Origin of the sequence: Neorhizobium puerariae, assembly GCF_042429745.1 — a bacterium.
GTDB classification, from domain to species: domain Bacteria; phylum Pseudomonadota; class Alphaproteobacteria; order Rhizobiales; family Rhizobiaceae; genus Neorhizobium; species Neorhizobium puerariae.
This window is the reverse complement of the sequence record NZ_JBHMAA010000003.1, coordinates 106,048-122,869: the sequence shown is the minus strand read 5'-3', so window position 1 is coordinate 122,869 and position 16,822 is coordinate 106,048. Positions and strand designations below refer to the sequence as shown.

At 61.3% G+C, this 16,822-nt stretch carries 15 protein-coding genes; 8 read left to right on the top strand and 7 right to left on the bottom strand.

Annotated features, from left to right (window positions below; translation table 11 throughout):
• The first annotated feature begins 238 nt into the window (after positions 1-238).
• From ACFFP0_RS01755 to ACFFP0_RS01720, 8 genes are all read left to right on the top strand, one after another.
• On the top strand, positions 239-1,138 hold the full coding sequence (locus tag ACFFP0_RS01755; RefSeq protein ID WP_377255208.1) for a sugar phosphate isomerase/epimerase family protein: 900 nt from the start codon (positions 239-241) through the stop codon (positions 1,136-1,138).
• Between the two features lie 10 nt (positions 1,139-1,148).
• Positions 1,149-2,159 carry a Gfo/Idh/MocA family protein gene (locus ACFFP0_RS01750; RefSeq protein WP_377255204.1) on the top strand — a complete coding sequence of 337 codons (1,011 nt, stop codon included), beginning with the start codon at positions 1,149-1,151 and terminating at the stop codon, positions 2,157-2,159.
• Positions 2,160-2,167: 8 nt separating this feature from the next.
• Positions 2,168-2,953, top strand: coding sequence for a TIM barrel protein (locus tag ACFFP0_RS01745; protein WP_377255201.1), 786 nt, complete (start codon positions 2,168-2,170; stop codon positions 2,951-2,953).
• A gap of 72 nt (positions 2,954-3,025) precedes the next feature.
• Positions 3,026-4,963: a bifunctional 5-dehydro-2-deoxygluconokinase/5-dehydro-2-deoxyphosphogluconate aldolase gene (locus ACFFP0_RS01740; protein WP_377255197.1), complete on the top strand. Its 1,938-nt coding sequence runs from the start codon at positions 3,026-3,028 to the stop codon at positions 4,961-4,963.
• A gap of 1 nt (position 4,964) precedes the next feature.
• On the top strand, positions 4,965-6,800 hold the full coding sequence (gene iolD, locus ACFFP0_RS01735; protein ID WP_377255194.1) for a 3D-(3,5/4)-trihydroxycyclohexane-1,2-dione acylhydrolase (decyclizing): 1,836 nt from the start codon (positions 4,965-4,967) through the stop codon (positions 6,798-6,800).
• A 31-nt stretch (positions 6,801-6,831) separates the two neighbouring features.
• Positions 6,832-7,737 (top strand): myo-inosose-2 dehydratase, encoded by a 906-nt coding sequence (gene iolE, locus ACFFP0_RS01730; RefSeq protein WP_377255190.1) that lies wholly within the window; start codon positions 6,832-6,834, stop codon positions 7,735-7,737.
• Between the two features lie 60 nt (positions 7,738-7,797).
• Positions 7,798-8,607, top strand: coding sequence for a 5-deoxy-glucuronate isomerase (gene iolB, locus ACFFP0_RS01725; RefSeq protein ID WP_377255186.1), 810 nt, complete (start codon positions 7,798-7,800; stop codon positions 8,605-8,607).
• 166 nt (positions 8,608-8,773) lie between these two features.
• Positions 8,774-9,616, top strand: a complete 843-nt coding sequence (locus ACFFP0_RS01720) for a MurR/RpiR family transcriptional regulator (protein WP_377255183.1) — start codon at positions 8,774-8,776, stop codon at positions 9,614-9,616.
• A 231-nt stretch (positions 9,617-9,847) separates the two neighbouring features.
• Here the strand turns inward: ACFFP0_RS01720 and ACFFP0_RS01715 are convergent, their stop codons facing one another.
• The 7 genes from ACFFP0_RS01715 to ACFFP0_RS01685 form a co-directional block, all read right to left on the bottom strand.
• A complete protein-coding gene (locus tag ACFFP0_RS01715; RefSeq protein WP_377255180.1) occupies positions 9,848-10,603 on the bottom strand; it encodes a glucosamine-6-phosphate deaminase in 756 nt (251 codons plus the stop codon).
• A gap of 66 nt (positions 10,604-10,669) precedes the next feature.
• Positions 10,670-11,650, bottom strand: a complete 981-nt coding sequence (locus ACFFP0_RS01710) for a mannonate dehydratase (protein WP_377255177.1) — start codon at positions 11,648-11,650, stop codon at positions 10,670-10,672.
• Between the two features lie 58 nt (positions 11,651-11,708).
• Positions 11,709-12,446, bottom strand: coding sequence for an ABC transporter ATP-binding protein (locus tag ACFFP0_RS01705; RefSeq protein WP_377255174.1), 738 nt, complete (start codon positions 12,444-12,446; stop codon positions 11,709-11,711).
• Positions 12,443-13,291 (bottom strand): ABC transporter ATP-binding protein, encoded by an 849-nt coding sequence (locus ACFFP0_RS01700; RefSeq protein WP_377255171.1) that lies wholly within the window; start codon positions 13,289-13,291, stop codon positions 12,443-12,445. Before ACFFP0_RS01700 ends, ACFFP0_RS01705 begins: the two co-directional genes overlap by 4 nt.
• Positions 13,278-14,177: an ABC transporter permease gene (locus tag ACFFP0_RS01695; RefSeq protein ID WP_377255169.1), complete on the bottom strand. Its 900-nt coding sequence runs from the start codon at positions 14,175-14,177 to the stop codon at positions 13,278-13,280. The genes ACFFP0_RS01700 and ACFFP0_RS01695 overlap by 14 nt, the downstream gene beginning before the upstream one ends.
• Positions 14,174-15,202 (bottom strand): ABC transporter permease, encoded by a 1,029-nt coding sequence (locus tag ACFFP0_RS01690; RefSeq protein ID WP_377255166.1) that lies wholly within the window; start codon positions 15,200-15,202, stop codon positions 14,174-14,176. The genes ACFFP0_RS01695 and ACFFP0_RS01690 overlap by 4 nt, the downstream gene beginning before the upstream one ends.
• 15 nt (positions 15,203-15,217) lie before the next feature.
• Positions 15,218-16,819 carry an ABC transporter substrate-binding protein gene (locus ACFFP0_RS01685; protein ID WP_377255163.1) on the bottom strand — a complete coding sequence of 534 codons (1,602 nt, stop codon included), beginning with the start codon at positions 16,817-16,819 and terminating at the stop codon, positions 15,218-15,220.
• Positions 16,820-16,822: the final 3 nt, after the last annotated feature.

Sequence of the window (16,822 nt, the reverse complement as noted above, 5' to 3'; positions counted from 1 at the left end):
GAACCTGTCTTGAAAAAATTACTCACAACAGCCGCGTTTTGCCTTCTTGCCGTCCCGGCGCTGGCCCAGACGCGTGTCGCGGTCACCATGGCATCCTTCGAGTCCCGGTACAGACGGCGGTGAAAATGGCCGGCTACGCCAAGTAGCTGCCCGAGGGGCGCGGCCGGCTCCTCTCGCGACCGCGCCCCGCAAACAACTGTCCCTGGACGACAAGGTACAAGACGAAAAGGAGGCATCCATGAAGATCGCCATCGACCCGTTCATGCATCGACATCTGAGCCTGGAAGAGCTTCCTCGCAAGGTGAAGGAACTTGGCTTCGACTGGATCGAGCTTAGCCCGCGCGCAGACTTCCTCGAATGGTTCAAGGCGCCGCGCGTGTTTCCCGAGCGTGTCAGAATGCTGAAGAAGGCGCTGAAGGAGGCCGAGGTCGGCATCGCGTCGCTGCTCCCGATGTATCGCTGGGCGTCCAACGACGAGGCCGAACGCACGGCGGCCGTCAAGCACTGGAAGCGCGCGATCGAGATCGCCGTCGAGCTCGAAGTCGATACGATGAATTCGGAATTCGGCCGCGGGCCGCATCCTGACAAGGGCTCCTGCTACTGCTGCCACACGGGTTCGATGATCGAGGCCTGCGAAGACGCCTGGTGGCGCTCGATGGAAGAGCTGGTGCCGATCTTCGAGCGCGAAGGCATCCAGCTCAATATCGAGCCGCATCCGGAGGACTGGTGCGAGACGCTGCAGCCGGCACTCGACATCATCCGCACGGTCAACTCGAGGAACGTCAGGTTCCTCTACTGCGCGCCCCATACGTTTTATTTCGGGGACGATACCAGGGCGATGCTGCGCGAGGCGAAAGATGTCCTCGCCCATGTCCATGTCGGCGACACCTTCAATCACAAGGCAAGCTCGGGACTGCGCTACATCCTCAATCCGCCCGGCACCCAGGCCCGCGTGCACCAGCATCTCAACATCGGCCAGGGCGAGGTTCCGTGGGAGGATTTCTTCGGTACGCTTGCCGAGATCGGCTTCGACGGCATCGTGACGTCCTGCGTGTTCGCCTGGGAAGACAAGGCGGACGAATCCGGGCGCTTCATGTGCTCAGAGATCAACAGATATATCGACAAATACCAGAAGTGAGGCTCTCCCCATGACTTTGAGAATTGGCGTCATCGGCACCGGCGCTATCGGCCGCGACCACGCGCGCCGCATCAACCACGTTCTCGGCGGCGCGAAGATCGTGGCGCTGAGCGACGTCAACAAGGCGTCCGCGGAAGCCGTGAAAAAGGATATCGCGCCGGATGCGGTCATCTACGACACGGGCGAAGCCCTGATCGCGGCCTCCGACGTCGATGCGGTTCTCGTCACCTCCTGGGGGGCGACCCATGAACAGTACGTGCTGGCGGCGATCGCCGCCGGCAAGCCCTGCTTCTGCGAGAAACCGCTGGCAACGACCGCGGAAGGCGCCAGGCGCATCGTCGATGCCGAAGTCGAGCACGGCAAGCGTCTCGTCCAGGTCGGCTTCATGCGCCGCTACGACAGCGGTTACGTCGCCCTGAAGCAGGCCGTCGACACCAGGATCGGCGCGCCGATCATCGTTCATGCCGCCCATCGCAACCCGGCTGTTCCGGAGCAGTATGTGACGCCGATGGCAATCCATGACACCCTGATCCACGAGATCGACGTATTCCGCTGGCTGCTCGACGACGACTATATCTCGGCCCGCGTTCTCTTCCCGCGCTCGGCCGCCCGCAGCCACGCCAAGCTGAAAGACCCGCAGATCGTCATTCTGGAGACTGCCAGGGGCACGATCATCAATGTCGAGGTCTTCGTGAACTGCCACTACGGTTATGACATCCAGTGCGAAGTCGTCGGCGAAGACGGTATCGCCAGGCTGCCGGAGCCCATGGCCATCCAGATGCGCCTCGGTGCCAAGCTGCAGAACGACATCCTGACTGACTGGAAGGATCGCTTCATCGCAAGCTACGACGTCGAGCTGCAGGACTTCATCCACGCCGCCGCAAAAGGCACCGCATCCGGCCCGACCTCATGGGACGGCTACGTGGCAGCCATCACGTCCGACGCCTGCGTCACCGCGCAGGAGAAGGAAGGCCAGGCCGTCGCCATCAACCTGCCGACCCGCCCGGCGCTTTACAACTGAGGTTCGTCATGCGTTTTGCGATCAACCACATCACCGCACCAAAGCTCTCGCTTGAGCAGTTCTTCGCCGCGGCCAGGAGCCTCGGCCTGACCGAGGTCGAGATCCGTAACGATCTTCCCGACATCGTCGGCACCATATCGCCCGCTGCGGTCAAGGAAGCGGCCGCCAGGGCGGGCGTGACGATCATCTCGATCAACGCCCTCTATCCGTTCAACGTCTGGTCCGGCGATCTGCCGGAACGAGCCGTGGCATTGGCCAACTATGCCGCGGCGAGCGGCGCAACCGCACTGGTCATGTGCCCGCTCAACGACGGGACGAAGGTTTCCTTCGACGATCTGGTCGCAGCACTGAAGGCGATAAAGCCGGTCCTCGAAGAGCGGGGACTGACCGGTCTGGTCGAGCCGCTCGGCTTCCCGATCTCGTCGCTGCGCACGAAGAAGGAAGCACTGAAGGCCATCGCGGCCGCCGGTGGCGAAAGCGTCTACAGGCTCGTACACGATACATTCCACCATCACCTGGCGGGCGAGACGGAGTTCTTCCCTGAGAGGACCGGTCTCGTACATATCTCGGGTGTCGTCGATCCGACCGTTTCGGTTGCCGACATGCTCGACGCGCACCGCGTTCTCGTCGACGGCGCCGACCGTCTTGATAATATCGCGCAGATCAGGGCCCTGAATGCCGCTGGCTATGCCGGCCCCTACAGCTTCGAGCCTTTCGCAGCTGAAGTGCATGAGTTGAATGACCCGGTTGCCGCCGTCAAGGACAGTATCGGCCACCTCAACAAGGCAATCTGACCTTGGTTGCCCGCGGCTCGGCCGCGGGCGACCGACTGGCGCGAGTGTTTCCCGGGACGCCGGAGGAGTGAAATGGCAAAAACTTTGGATGTGATAACGGTCGGCCGCTCTTCGGTGGATCTTTACGGCGCCCAGATCGGCGGTCGGCTGGAGGATATGCGATCGTTCCAGAAGTATATTGGCGGTTCGCCCACCAACATGGCGGCCGGAACCGCCCGGCTTGGCTTGAAAAGTGGCCTGATCACGCGGGTCGGCGACGAGCATATGGGGCGGTTCATTCGCGAGGAACTGCAGAAGGAAGGCGTCGATGTGCGCGGGGTCAAGACCGATGCCGAGCGGTTGACGGCGCTGGTCCTGCTCGGCATCCGTGACGAAGAGCGATTTCCGCTGATCTTCTACCGCGAGAACTGCGCCGACATGGCGCTTTGCGAAGACGATATCGACGAGAGCTTCATTGCCGAGAGTCGCGCGCTCGTCGTGACCGGCACTCACCTAAGCCATCCAAAAACCGAAAGTGCGGTTCTCAAGGCCATCGATCTTGCCCGCAAGCATGGCGCCCGCATCGGTCTCGACATCGACTATCGCCCCAATCTGTGGGGCCTGGCGGGGCACGGCGACGGCGAGAGCCGCTTCATCGAAAGCGGGCGCGTCACAGCCAAGCTGCAGAGCCATCTGCATCTGTTCGACCTGATCGTCGGTACCGAAGAGGAATTCCATATCGCCGGCGGCGCGATCGATACGATCATGGCACTGCGCGCGGTGCGCAGGGTCTCGTCCGCCACACTCGTCTGCAAACGCGGTGCCGTCGGCGCCGTTGCTTTCATAGATGCGATACCCGATAGCCTGGACGACGGCGAAAGCGGCCCAGGCTTTCCGATCGAGGTCTTCAACGTACTCGGTGCCGGCGACGGTTTCATGTCGGGACTGATCAAGGGCTGGCTTGAGGATGCACCCTGGCCGAGGGCGCTGGAATACGCCAATGCCTGCGGCGCCTTTGCCGTCAGCCGCCACGGCTGCGCGCCTGCTTACCCCTCGCTGGAAGAACTCGAATTCTTTCTGAAGCGCGGCGTCAAGGAAAAGGCGCTTCGCAAGGACGCTGAGCTCGAACAGATCCATTGGGCAACCAACCGCCACGATGACTGGTCGACCATGCGCGTCTTCGCCTTCGACCACCGCATGCAGCTCGAAGCGATGGCGGGTGCGACGCTGGACAGGATCGGCCGTTTCAAGGAACTCTGCCTACAGGCCGCGCTCAAGGTTCAAGATGGTCGTCCCGGCTACGGCATCCTGTGCGACCACCGCCTCGGCCGTCGCGCCTTGCATGCCGCCTCCGGCACCGGTCTCTGGATCGGCCGGCCGGTGGAATGGCCGGCCTCGCGACCGCTGACGCTGGAACCGGAACTCGGCCCCGATTTTGGCGGCCTGGATGAATGGGCGGTGGAGAACGTCGTCAAAGTGCTTTGCTTCTGCCATCCCGACGACGACGCCGAAATATGGGCTTCGCAGAGGGAGACAATCAAGCGGCTGTTCGCCGCCGCCCGGCGCTATCGACTGGAATTCCTGCTCGAAATCATCCCGTCCAAGGTTGGCCCGGTTGATGACGAGACGACCTCCACGCTGATCCGCCGCTTCTACGAGATCGGCATCTATCCGGACTGGTGGAAGCTCGAACCCATGGCGAGCCCTGCTGCCTGGGAAAAGGCCTGTGCCGCCATTCGCGACAACGATCCGCATACCCGCGGCATCGTCGTGCTCGGGCTCGACGCGCCGGAAATGGAACTGGCCGCCAGCTTCAAGGTCGCGGCAAGCTTTCCGCTGGTGAAGGGCTTTGCGGTCGGCCGCACCATTTTCGCTCAAGCCGCACGCGACTGGTTTGCGGGAAAGACCACCGACGAAGAAGCCGTCATCGAAATCGGCGACCGCTACCAGCGGCTTTGCGCGGTCTGGGACAATGCACGCAGCGCGGCACAGGACAATAATGCGGCGGAACCGTCGCTGAGGAGAGTATGACATGACGGGAACCATTCGGCTTACTGCGGCGCAGGCCATGTTCCGCTGGCTGGCCGTGCAGATGACCGAGGATGGAGAGAGATTCATCGAGGGCGTCTGGGCGATCTTCGGCCACGGCAACGTCGCCGGCATCGGTGAGGCGCTGCATGGAATGGGCGACAAGCTGCCCACCTGGCGTGGCCAGAACGAGCAGACCATGGCCCATGCGGCTATCGCCTACGCAAAAACCAAGCGCCGCCGCAAGGCGATGGCGATCACCTCCTCCATCGGTCCCGGCGCCACGAACATGGTCACCGCCGCCGCGCTCGCTCATGTGAACCGGCTGCCGGTGTTATTCATTCCCGGCGACGTGTTCGCCAACCGTCGGCCGGACCCGGTCCTGCAGCAGATCGAGGATTTCGACGATGGCACAATGACGGTGACCGACTGCTTCCGTCCGGTCAGCCGTTATTTCGACCGCATAACCCGGCCCGAACATATTCTGACCGCCCTTCCGCGCGCCCTGCAGGTGATGACGGACCCCGCCAATTGCGGCCCGGTGACGCTTGCCTTCTGCCAGGACGTGCAGGCCGAAGCCTATGATTATCCGGAGAGCTTTTTCGAACCGAAGAGCTGGCGCATCCGCCGCCCGGAGCCGGACCCGCGCGAGGTTGACGACGTGGTCGCCGCGCTGAAGGCCTCTGCCACCCCAGTCATTGTCGCCGGCGGCGGCGTGCTTTACTCCGGCGCGGAAGGCGATCTGCTCGCTTTCGCCAAGAGGCACAATATCCCGATCGTCGAGACGCAGGCGGGCAAGGGTGCGATAGACTGGCGGGAAAGGCTCAATTTCGGTTCACCGGGTGTCACCGGTACTGATTGCGGCAACAAGATCGCCGCCAAGGCCGACCTGATCTTCGGCGTCGGGACCCGCTTTCAGGATTTCACCACCGGCAGCTGGGCGATCTTCGCCAATCCGGAGCGCAAGCTCGTCTCGATCAACCTCGCCGGCTACGACGCCGCCAAACACGGTGCGATCCCGCTGGTGGCCGACGCCAAGGTGGCGCTGGCGCGGGTCTCCGCCGGTCTCGGGGGGCACCGCTTCAGCGATCCGGATTTCGCGGCGCGCGATACCTGGTTCAGTCTGTCTGACAACGCACTCACGGCACCGGAGCGGCAAGGCGCCAATTTCCTGCCCTCCGACGCGCATGTCATCGGGGCGGTTCTGCGCCAAGCCCAGGACAACACTATCGCGATGTGCGCTGCCGGCACGATGCCCGGCGCGCTTCAGGTGCTGTGGCGCGCAGCCGTCGGCGGCTATCATATGGAATACGGCTATTCATGCATGGGTTATGAAGTGGCTGGCGCTTTCGGCATTAAGCTCGCGGCGCCGGAAAAGGAAGTCGTCTGCTTTATCGGCGACGGCAGCTACATGATGGCCAATTCCGAATTGGCGACTGCCGTGATGATGCGCGTGCCTTTCACCATCGTGCTGACCGACAACCGCGGCTATGGCTGCATCAACCGCCTGCAGCGGGAGTGCGGCGGCGCCGAATTCAACAACATGTACAAGGACAGCAATATCGCGGTGCAGTCCGAGATCGACTTCGTCGCGCATGCGGCCGCGATGGGCGCGCATGCGATCAAGGCTGCCGACATCGCGCAGCTCGAAGCCGAGATCGTCTCGGCGCGCGACCGCAACATCCCTACTGTGATCGTCATCGACACGGAAGCGGAAACCGGAGCCGGCATCGGCGGTGCCTGGTGGGATGTCGCCGTACCCGAAGTCGGCAACACCGAAAAACTCAAAAAGGCCCGCGCGCACTACGAAGCGAACGTAGCCCGCCAACGCGTTAACTGACGCTTTCGACAATGCCTGAAGGACCGAAACCATGATACTTTACGGAACAAATCCCATCGCGTGGTCCAATGACGACGACCAGACGATCGGTGCGCATCTGACGCTGGAAGACTGCCTTTCGGATTGCCGCAAGATCGGATTCGACGGCATCGAAAGGGGGCACAAGATGCCCGACGAGGGCAGCGCACTGAAGGCCAAGCTCGGCGAATTCGGCCTGCGCTTCGTCGGCGGCTGGCACTCGACCAACCTGCTGGTGAACGATATCGCCACCGAGAAATCGGCGCTACGGAAATTCATCGACATGACCCGCGCAGCCGGCGGCGATCACATCAATGCCTGCGAATGCTCCAACACCGTTCACGGCAGTGACGGCACGCCCGTCAACAATCGCCCGATCATGAACGACGATGAGTGGAAACGTTTTTCCGAGGGCTATGAGGAATTGTCGCGCTTTGCTGCCGAACAGGGCGTGAAAATGGGTTATCACCATCACATGGGAACGATCATCGAGAGCGCTGCTGACATCGACCGCTTCATGGCGATGGCCGGGCCTCATACGTGCCTGCTACTCGATACAGGCCATTGTACCTTTGGCGGTGCGAACCCCGAGGACGTGGCAAGCAAGTACATGGGCCGCGTGACGCATATCCATGCCAAGAACATCCGCCCCGGGATCATGAAGCAGGTTCGCTCCGAGAACCTGTCCTTCCTTGAAGGCGTGCGCCGTGGCGTGTTCACTGTTCCGGGCGATCCGGAAGGCTGTGTCGATTTCGCTCCTGTGCTGAAGATCGCGGCCGAACATGATTATAGTGGCTGGCTGGTGATCGAAGCCGAGCAGGACAGCGCGGTTCGCGAACCTTTCCATTACCAGAACATGGGTCTGATCGCGCTGAAACGGGCCGCACATGAGGCCGGGCTGGACAAGATGGTCGCATAGACGCGGCTTCGTGCCTGACGGCGCGAGATCGCCACTACCTTGCCTCAAGGGAGAAGAATCATGAGTCATTTGCTGCGCCGTCCCTTCGGATCTCACGGCAAGGTCCACGAGATCACGCCTCAATCGGCGGGATGGCGATATGTCGGATTTAACCTCTATCGCCTGCGCCAGTCAGAAGCAGTCGGGGAACTGACGGGCGAAAACGAGGCCATCATCGTGATGGTGGAAGGCAAGGCAAATCTTGTCGCCGCCGGAAAAGACTGGGGTGAGCTCGGAGAGAGGATGAACGTCTTCGAAAAAACGCCCCCCCATTCCCTCTATGTTCCGAACGGGCAAGCTTGGGAAGCCCGCGCCGCAACGGATTGCACGATCGCCGTATGTCGTGCTCCCGGCAGGGGGAGGCATCCGGCCCGCAGGATCGGACCGGACGGCATCGCTTTGACGGAAAGAGGAAAGGGCACGAACACCCGCTACATCAACAATATCGCCATGGAAAACGAGGATTTTTGCGACTCGCTTCTCGTTACCGAGGTTTTCACGCCTGCCGGTCATTGGTCGAGCTACCCTTCACATCGTCACGACGAGGACGACTTCCCTCGCATAACCTATCTCGAAGAGACCTATTACCACCGGCTGAACCCGGCGCAGGGATTTGGCATCCAGCGCGTCTACACCGACGACCGGAGGTTGGACGAGACGGTCGCCGTGGCGGACGGCGACGTTGTCCTCGTGCCCCGGGGCCATCATCCATGCGGAGCGCCCTACGGCTTCGAGATGTATTATCTCAACGTCATGGCCGGTCCATTGCGCAAATGGCGCTTCATTGCCGATCCAGCCGTCCAATGGATCATGGATCGCGATGTTCGGTAGATCGAAGCTTCGCCGGGTGCACGGTTGTGTCGTTCGTAGAGGGATTGGTCGTTTGGTGCGGGTGTGGCGCAGTTCGTCGTCGGCCGGCTGTGAGATTTGTTGAGGGTTCAGGAGTGGGCGTGCTTTCGGCCGCCTCATCGACGAGGAGGAACCTTGAGAGGTGCGAATGAGCAGCGAACAAGCCCATCCGCCAGAAGACTTCGAAGCCCTGCAAGCGGTGATCAGTGCCAGGCACGCTCGGTTTCCCAAGCGGCTTGCTCAGGTCGCACGCCATGTTCTCGACAATCCGGACGAGGTCGCGCTGGGTTCGGTAGCCTCGATCGCGAATGCGGCGCAAGTGACGCCGTCGACGCTGATACGCTTCGCCCAGTTTCTCGGCTATGACGGCTTCAGCACGCTCCAGGAGATCTTTCGGCAGGCTATCCGTGCAAAGATTTCCGGGAGCGGAAGCGGTGGACATCGACCGGGGCGGAGCAAGGATATCGCTCGTGAGGCGCACGCATTTTATGAAACCATAGAGGCCTGCCATCGCTCGCTGGAAGCTCTATCCAGGGCAATACCGGTCGCGGATATAAAGATTGCGGCGGATATTCTTTCGTCGGCCGGCTGCGTGTTTATCGTCGCAAGGCAAGGTGCCTTTCCGATGGCGACCCTGCTTCAACATTCGCTGACCCGGTTGAAAATCCGTGCGACACTGCTGACGGATATTGCCGGCGGCGAAGACCTTCTTGCCTTTGCGACACCGGACGATGCCGCCGTCATCATCAGTTGCGCACCCTATGCAGAGGATACAACGGTGCAGGCAATCGATCTCGCCAGGCGGGGAGTCCCCGTTATCGCTCTGACCGATTCCAACTTTTCGCCACTGTCGGAACTTGCGTCGGTCCGTTTCAGGGTGATTGGGGCGGGGCATGACGGGCTTTTGTTGTCCGCCGCCGCGATAGCTCTCAGCGAGGCCCTGGCCATCTGTACGAGACAGACACGAGAAAACATGATGAACGGGGTCTAGCTCCACTCCTTTCTGTCTGTTCTCACTCGATCAGGCCCGCCGTCCCTGATAACGCCGATCAATATTCACATGATCGAAAATTGTTGATCGCGGCGGAATGGCGATCTCACGGTACCATTGCAAAGGTTGCTTCAGATAAAGCTCGCCTTGCCTCAGGAACAAATTGTTTCCGACCCGGGGGCAGTTCAGATCGCGTCAAGGACAAAAATAGATCGCGTCAAATCCGAGGCGCTAAAGTAACCCTGCCGCAGCCTGATCCAATACCCAGTGCACGTCGGCATGAAGAGCGAGATGCGACGCCGGGCAGTTATCGTCGGGATGTTCCATCAGACTTCGGCGCACGGCTTCGGCCTTTGCCTCGCCCGTCGCCAGAATGACGATCTTGCGTGCATCGAGAATGTCGGCGATGCCCATGGTGATGGCCCGCGCCGGCACCTCATGGAGTTCGATCAGGGTCGGCTGGTTCGCAGCCAAGGTTTCCTTCGACAGTTCGACCACCCGCACGCGGCTTGAAGCGGAAGAACCCGGCTCATTGAAGCCAATATGACCATTGGTGCCGATGCCGAGCAATTGCAGGTCGACGGGGCGTGACCTGACGAGGTTGGCATACCGCACCGCTTCCGCAGCTTCATCGGTCGCTGCGCCGTCGATCAGATTGATCTTTGCGGCATCAAATCCTGCAGAAGAGAAAAGCTCCCGATGCATGTAGGCGGCGAAGGAATCCGGATGGGCAGCCGGGAGGCCGCAATATTCGTCGAGATTGATGGTTTCGACATCGGCAAAGGAGATCCGTCCCGCACGTACTGCATCCACCAGTTTGGCGTAGATGCGGCGCGGCGTTTGTCCGGTCGCAAGCCCGAGGCGGCAGGCTGGATTGGTCCTGACGGTGGCGAGGAACATGTCTGCAACGGTTTGGCTGGCGTCTTCCGTCGTGGGCATGATCGTGACGTTGGGGGCGCGGTCGGACGCGATCCGATGATGCTCCATCAGATTGATACCTTTAGATCTGTTCGTGAAATTGAGGACGGCTTTGTGCCGGCCGCCAGGAAATAATCAGATATGCCCGCGATCCATCGCTTCGAGAAGCGCTGCGATATAGCCGTAGCAGAAGGCGAATGCGACGCCGACCGGATCTCGGCCGGAAATTGTCGGCACATGATCGGGCATGATCATGTATTTGTAGCCGACTTCCTTGTAGATCTTCAGCGAACGGACCATGTCCATGTCGCCTTCGTCGGGAAAGGTCTCCATGAACGAAAGCTTGCCACCGCGGATATTGCGATAGTGGACGTTGAAGAGCTTGCCGCGGCTGCCGAACCAGCGGATGATGTCGTCGATTTCCTCGCGTGGATTGTCGAGCATCTCGCCCACCGAACCCTGGCAGAAGTTCAGGCCGTGATAGGGATTTTCACGCATCAGCACGAATTTCTTCAGGCCCTCGACGGTGCCGAGCACACGGGTGACGCCCCGGTAGCCTGGCGGCGTGTACGGGTCGTGCGGATGGCAGGCAAGGCGGACCTTGTTGCTTTCGGCGACCGGTACGACGCGTTCGAGGAAATAGTCGATGCGCTCCCAGTTTTCGTCTTCCGAGAGCACGCCGGCAAGGCCGGGAGGCGCATTGTGGTCGGCTTTGTCCCAACGCCAGGCTTCATTCAGCGAGCCGCCGCGGCCGCGCTCCATTTCGGTGCGCGGAATGCCGATGATGTTGAGATTGTATTTCGCTGCCGGAATGCCGGCCTTGGCGATGTTCTCGATCATCGTGCAGACGGCATCGATCTGTCGATCACGGTCGGGACCGGCGAGCAGGATGTCCTGATACGGAGCCTCTTCGATCGGCCGCGACGACATCGGCAACTGGATCATGTCCAGGGTCAGGCCGAAGCTTTCGACCTTCTCACGATGACGCCGGATATCGTCCAGGGTCCAGCTTGCCGGCTTTCCCGGCGGATCAGCGCAGACATTCTTGATGCCGAGCTGCGCCCAGACGCGGAAATCATCGTCGTCGCGGGCGTCAACCTGTGTTCCGACATACATTTTGGCCTCATGTGTTTATCGATGTGGAGGACAGCCGCCGACGGCGGAGCCGGTGATTTTAAAGAGCACTCGCTTCGAACAGCATGCGCGAATAGTCGTCGTGGGTGCGGCCCTGATAGAGGTCGTCCTTGGTCAGTTCGTCGACAAAGACGCCCCCTTTCATCACCAGAACGCGGTCGCACATGTGAGCGATCACGCCAAGGTCGTGGCTGACGAGCACATAGGTCAGCCGGCGTGCGTCCTTGAGGTCGGCCAGAAGATTGAGCACCTCCGCCTGCACCGAAACGTCAAGCGCCGAGGTGGGTTCGTCGAGCAGAATGATTTCCGGCTCCAGCATCAGGGCGCGGGCGATCGCGACGCGTTGGCGCTGGCCGCCGGAAAGCTGATGCGGGAAACGATCGGCAAAGGCCGCCGGCAGGCCGACCTGTTCCAGCGCTGCGGCGACCCGATCCCATCCCTTGCCGCGATCCATGGCGCGGATCGGTTCGGCCAGGATGCGGCGGATGCGGTGGCGTGGATGGATGGAGCTGTAGGGGTCCTGAAACACCATCTGGGTCAGCAGCATCTGCTCCTTGGTGCGGTTCTTATCGACATCGGTGCCAGCCAGATTGATTTCGCCTGTCCAATGCCGGTCGAGACCGGCGAGCGAGCGCAGAACCGTCGATTTGCCACAGCCGGATTCGCCGACGATGCCGAGCGTTTCGCCCCTGGCGGCCGAAAAGGACACGTCCTTCACGACTTGCTTGGCAAACGTGCCGCGTCCAAAGGAAACCGAAAGTTTCTGAACATTGATCATGGCCGCGCCTCCACAGCATCGATAGCGTTTCTGTCGAGGGTTTTGAGACGCCGTACGGGCGTATGCAGGTCCGGCATCGCCGCGATAAGGCCGCGGGTATAGGGATGCCGGGCATCCTCAAGGCTGGTCAACGTCTCCACGACCCTGCCCTTGTACATGACCATGATACGCTCGCAGAAAGCGGCGACCATGCGGATGTCATGGCTGATCAGCATGAGACCGGCATTGTTTTCGCGCACGAGTTCGTCGAGCAGTTTCAAGACATCGCCGCGCACCGACACGTCGAGCGCCGATGTCGGCTCGTCGGCAATCACCATGCGCGGCTTGGCAAGCAGCATCATGGCGATCATCACGCGCTGACCCATGCCGCCGGAAATCTGGTGCGGATAGAGCTTCATCGTGCGTTCGATGTCGGCAATGCGCACCCGTTCCAGCATGGCAGCGGCCATTTGGTGGGCTTCGGCCTTGCGGACCTTCAGATGCAGGATCGCCGCCTCGGCAACCTGTTTGCCGATCGGCAGGACCGGGTTCAGCGAATAACGCGGATCTTGCATGATCAGCGCCATGCGGTTGCCGCGCAAGGTCCGCATATGCTTTTCCTTGGCTTCGAGCAGCGACGTGCCGTCGAAGGTCAGGGTGTCGGCGCTGACGCGGCCGATCGGTGGGAGAAGCCGCATGAGGGCGCGGCCCAGCGTGGACTTGCCGGAGCCGGATTCTCCGACGATGCCGAGCCGTTCGGCCTTCAGGTCGAAGCTGACATTGTCGACGGCGGGTTTTGCATGGCGGCCGAAACGCACCGACAGGTTTTTGACCGAGAGTATTGTATCGAGGTCAGGAGCGGGCATGGCGTGGGTCCAGCAAGTCGCGAAGCGTATCGCCGACAAGGTTGAAGGCAAGGCTGGTGATCAGGATGGCGAGGCCGGGCATGACCGCGACCCACCAGTGATCCAGCATGAACTTGCGGCCGCTCGAGATCATCGCGCCCCATTCCGGTGCCGGCGGCTGGGCGCCAAGACCGAGAAAGCCGAGTGACGCCGCCGTCAGGATGATGCCGGCCATGTTCAGCGTCAGGCGCACGACCACCGAGGGAATGCACATCGGAGCGATATAGAGGAACAGCAGGCGCATCGGCGAGGCTCCGTAAAGGCGGGCCGCTGCAACATAGTCGGTATTGCGCACGATCAGCGCTTCGGCGCGTGCAAGACGCGCGATCGCGGGCCAGCTGGTGAGCGAGATCGCGACGATGGCCGTACCGAGGCCGGCGCCGAGGGCTGCCGCGAAGGCTAGCGCCAGGATGAGCGACGGGAAGGACAGGACGATATCGGTGAACCGCATCAGGATCGCATCGGTGCGGCCGCCGACAAAACCGGAGACGACACCGACGACGAGGCCGATCGGACCGACGATCAATGTGACTGACAGGATGGTCGAGATGGTGATGCGGGCACCATGGACGAGGCGCGAAAAGATATCGCGGCCGAATTCGTCGGTGCCGGCCAGATGTGACAGGCTCGGCGGCAGGAATGCTGCCTGCAGGTTCTGTACGGCCGGATCGTAAGGCGCGATCAGCGGCGCAAAAACCGCGCATACGACCAGTACGAACAGGACGAAGAAACCGCAAAGGCCGACGGGTTCGCGCGAGAGCTTTTCCCAAATCGGCGCAAGGCCTGAGAGAATGGCCGAACGCGGGTGGGCGGTCGTGGTTTCGGAGGAGAGATGTTGCACGCTCATTGCGTCACCTCACGGGTGCGGGGATCGAGAGCCAGATAGGCAAGATCCGAGATGAAGTTCAAAGCCATGAAGATGACGCCGATGATGAGTGTGCCGGCGAGTATGGCGTTCATGTCGCCGATCATCAGGGCATTGGTCATGTACTGCCCGATGCCGGGCCAGGAGAAGACGATTTCCGTCACCACTGCGCCTTCCAGCAGATTTCCGTAGGAAATGGCAAGCACGGTGACGAGCTGCACGGCAATGTTCGGCAGAAGGTGGCCGACGACGATACGGGCGCTCGACGCTCCCTTGGCGCGGGCGGCGGTCACATAGTCCTGGTTCAGCTGTTCGAGCGTGAAGCTGCGGGTCATGCGGGTGATGTAGGCCATTGCCGAATAGGCGAGGATACAGGCCGGCAGAATGATGTGGTGAACGGCATTCCAGAAGGTTTCCGTGTCGCCGACCAGCAGGCTGTCGACCAGAAGCAGGCCGGTTTGTGGTTCGATGAGGCCGTCGAGATAGGTATCGACACGCCCCGGCCCGCCGACCCAGGCGAGGCTGGCATAGAAGATGACGAGCCCAACGACGCCGAACCAGAAGACCGGGATCGAATGCCCGACCAGCGAGATGATGCGGGCGAACTGGTCGATCCAGGTATCGCGATAGAAGGCGGCGACCATGCCGAGCGGCACGCCGATAATGGTCGATATGATGACCGCAAGCGTCGCCAGTTCGAACGTCGCCGGAAAAGCCTGGGCCAGATCCTTGGTGACCGGATTGCCGGTCAGGATCGCCGTGCCGAGGTCGCCCTGCAGCAGGGACGTCAGGTAGATCCAGAATTGTTGATAGACCGGCAGATCGAGGCCAAGCTTCTGCCGCATCGCTGCGAATGCGGCAGGGTCCGCCAGCTCACCGACGATCGCACCGACCGGATCGGTCGGGAGAATCCGGCCGATCACGAAGGTCACGACGAGCAGGGCGAACAGACTGACTATCAGCTGCCCGAGCCGCCGCGTGACTTCCAGAAAGGTAAATTCCTTCATGACCGGCCGTCTCGCTTACTTCGCGTCAGTCTTCGTCACGTTCTCAAGTCGGTTGAGCGACCAGAGGTTCGTGTTATAGCCCTGCACGCCAGCGTTCAAAACGATCGGCACGAAGGATTCGAACATCGGCAGGACCGCAGGCTTCTGGGCGATGAACATCTCCTGCAACTGCTTGACCATCTCGGCGCGCTTGGCTTCGTCGCGTTCGCTGTTGGCCTTGTTGCGCAGGTCGTTCAGTTCCGGGATGTCCCAGGCCGAGCGCCAGACGAAGTTGCCCGCGTTCTTGGCTTCCAGTCGGTTGTCCGGGTTGGTGACGAAGTCATTCATCGAGCCGAGCGCGTTCGGCATGATGGCAGTCGCCTGCGGCAGGAGAAGATCGAAATCGCGCGCGCGGTGCGCGGCGACGATATCGGCGCCATTGCCCTGCTTGATCTCGACCTTGATGCCGATCTGGGCAAGATTGGCCTGAAGCGCGGTCGCGATATCGACCCGCGGCGGCTGGGCGATAGTCTTCAGCGTCAGCGAGAAACCATCCGGATAACCGGCCTTGGCCAACAATGCCTTGGCCTTTTCCGGCTGGAGCGACCAATCGGGGTTGGCGATCGCGCCCTTCCAGTCTTCCGGAACCGGAACGTTGCGTGGGCGGCCATACGGTCCGAGAATGGTGTCGGCAATGCCCTTGTAATCGATGCCGTAGGCGATCGCTTCGCGAACCTGCGGGTTGGACAGCGGCTCCTTGCCGGCATTCATGGCGAGAACGAAGAAGCCACCGATCTTGACCTGCTGGATATTGAACTTCGTGTTGGTCATGAACGACTTCACGTCCGGCGCACTCATCGCATTGGCGATATCGACGTCACCGCGTTCGAGCATCAGTCGTGCTGTCTGGCTTTCCGGCACATGGCGCATGATGACGCGGGTCATTGCCGGCGCCTTGCCCCAATAAGACTTGTTGGCTTCCAGGATAACCGTTTCGTTCGGAACCCAGCGACGCAAGACGAACGGGCCGGAGCCGGCGGTGTTGGTGCGCAGCCACTCGTTGCCATAGTCGTTGTTGGCGACATGTTTCTGGACTTCCACGCTGTCGACGACGCTCGAAACGCCCATAGCCAGGCGATAAAGCAGATCCTCGGCAATGACGCGGTCGGTCAGTTCGATGCGAAAAGTTTTCCCATCGATGGCCTTGGCCAGCGTTTCGATGTTGTCGGCGGTGTAGCCGGCGCTCTTGAAGTATTGCGACGCGGACTGGTTCAGTTTCAGGAGGCGCACCAGCGAGAAGACGACGTCGTTTGCCGTAACCGGATTGCCGGAGGCGAACTTCGCGTCGCGCAGATGGAACGTTACGCCCGTGGCATCGATTTCCCAACGCTCCGCAAGCTGCGGCTTGACGGTATTGCCATCCGCATCGTCGGAATAGACGAGACGGTCATAGGTGGCGGCCAGGATTTCCTGGGTCTTGCTTTCCGTGCCCTGCTGCGGGTCGACCGACAGGACCTGCGCCAGCGAGGTACCGATGACCAGCTGGTTTTTTGGGGTCTCGGCCGTCGCGATCGACGCTGTCGAGAGCGTGATGGCGATAGCGACGCCCGTCATCAGTTTCGAACTGAAGTATGTCATGAA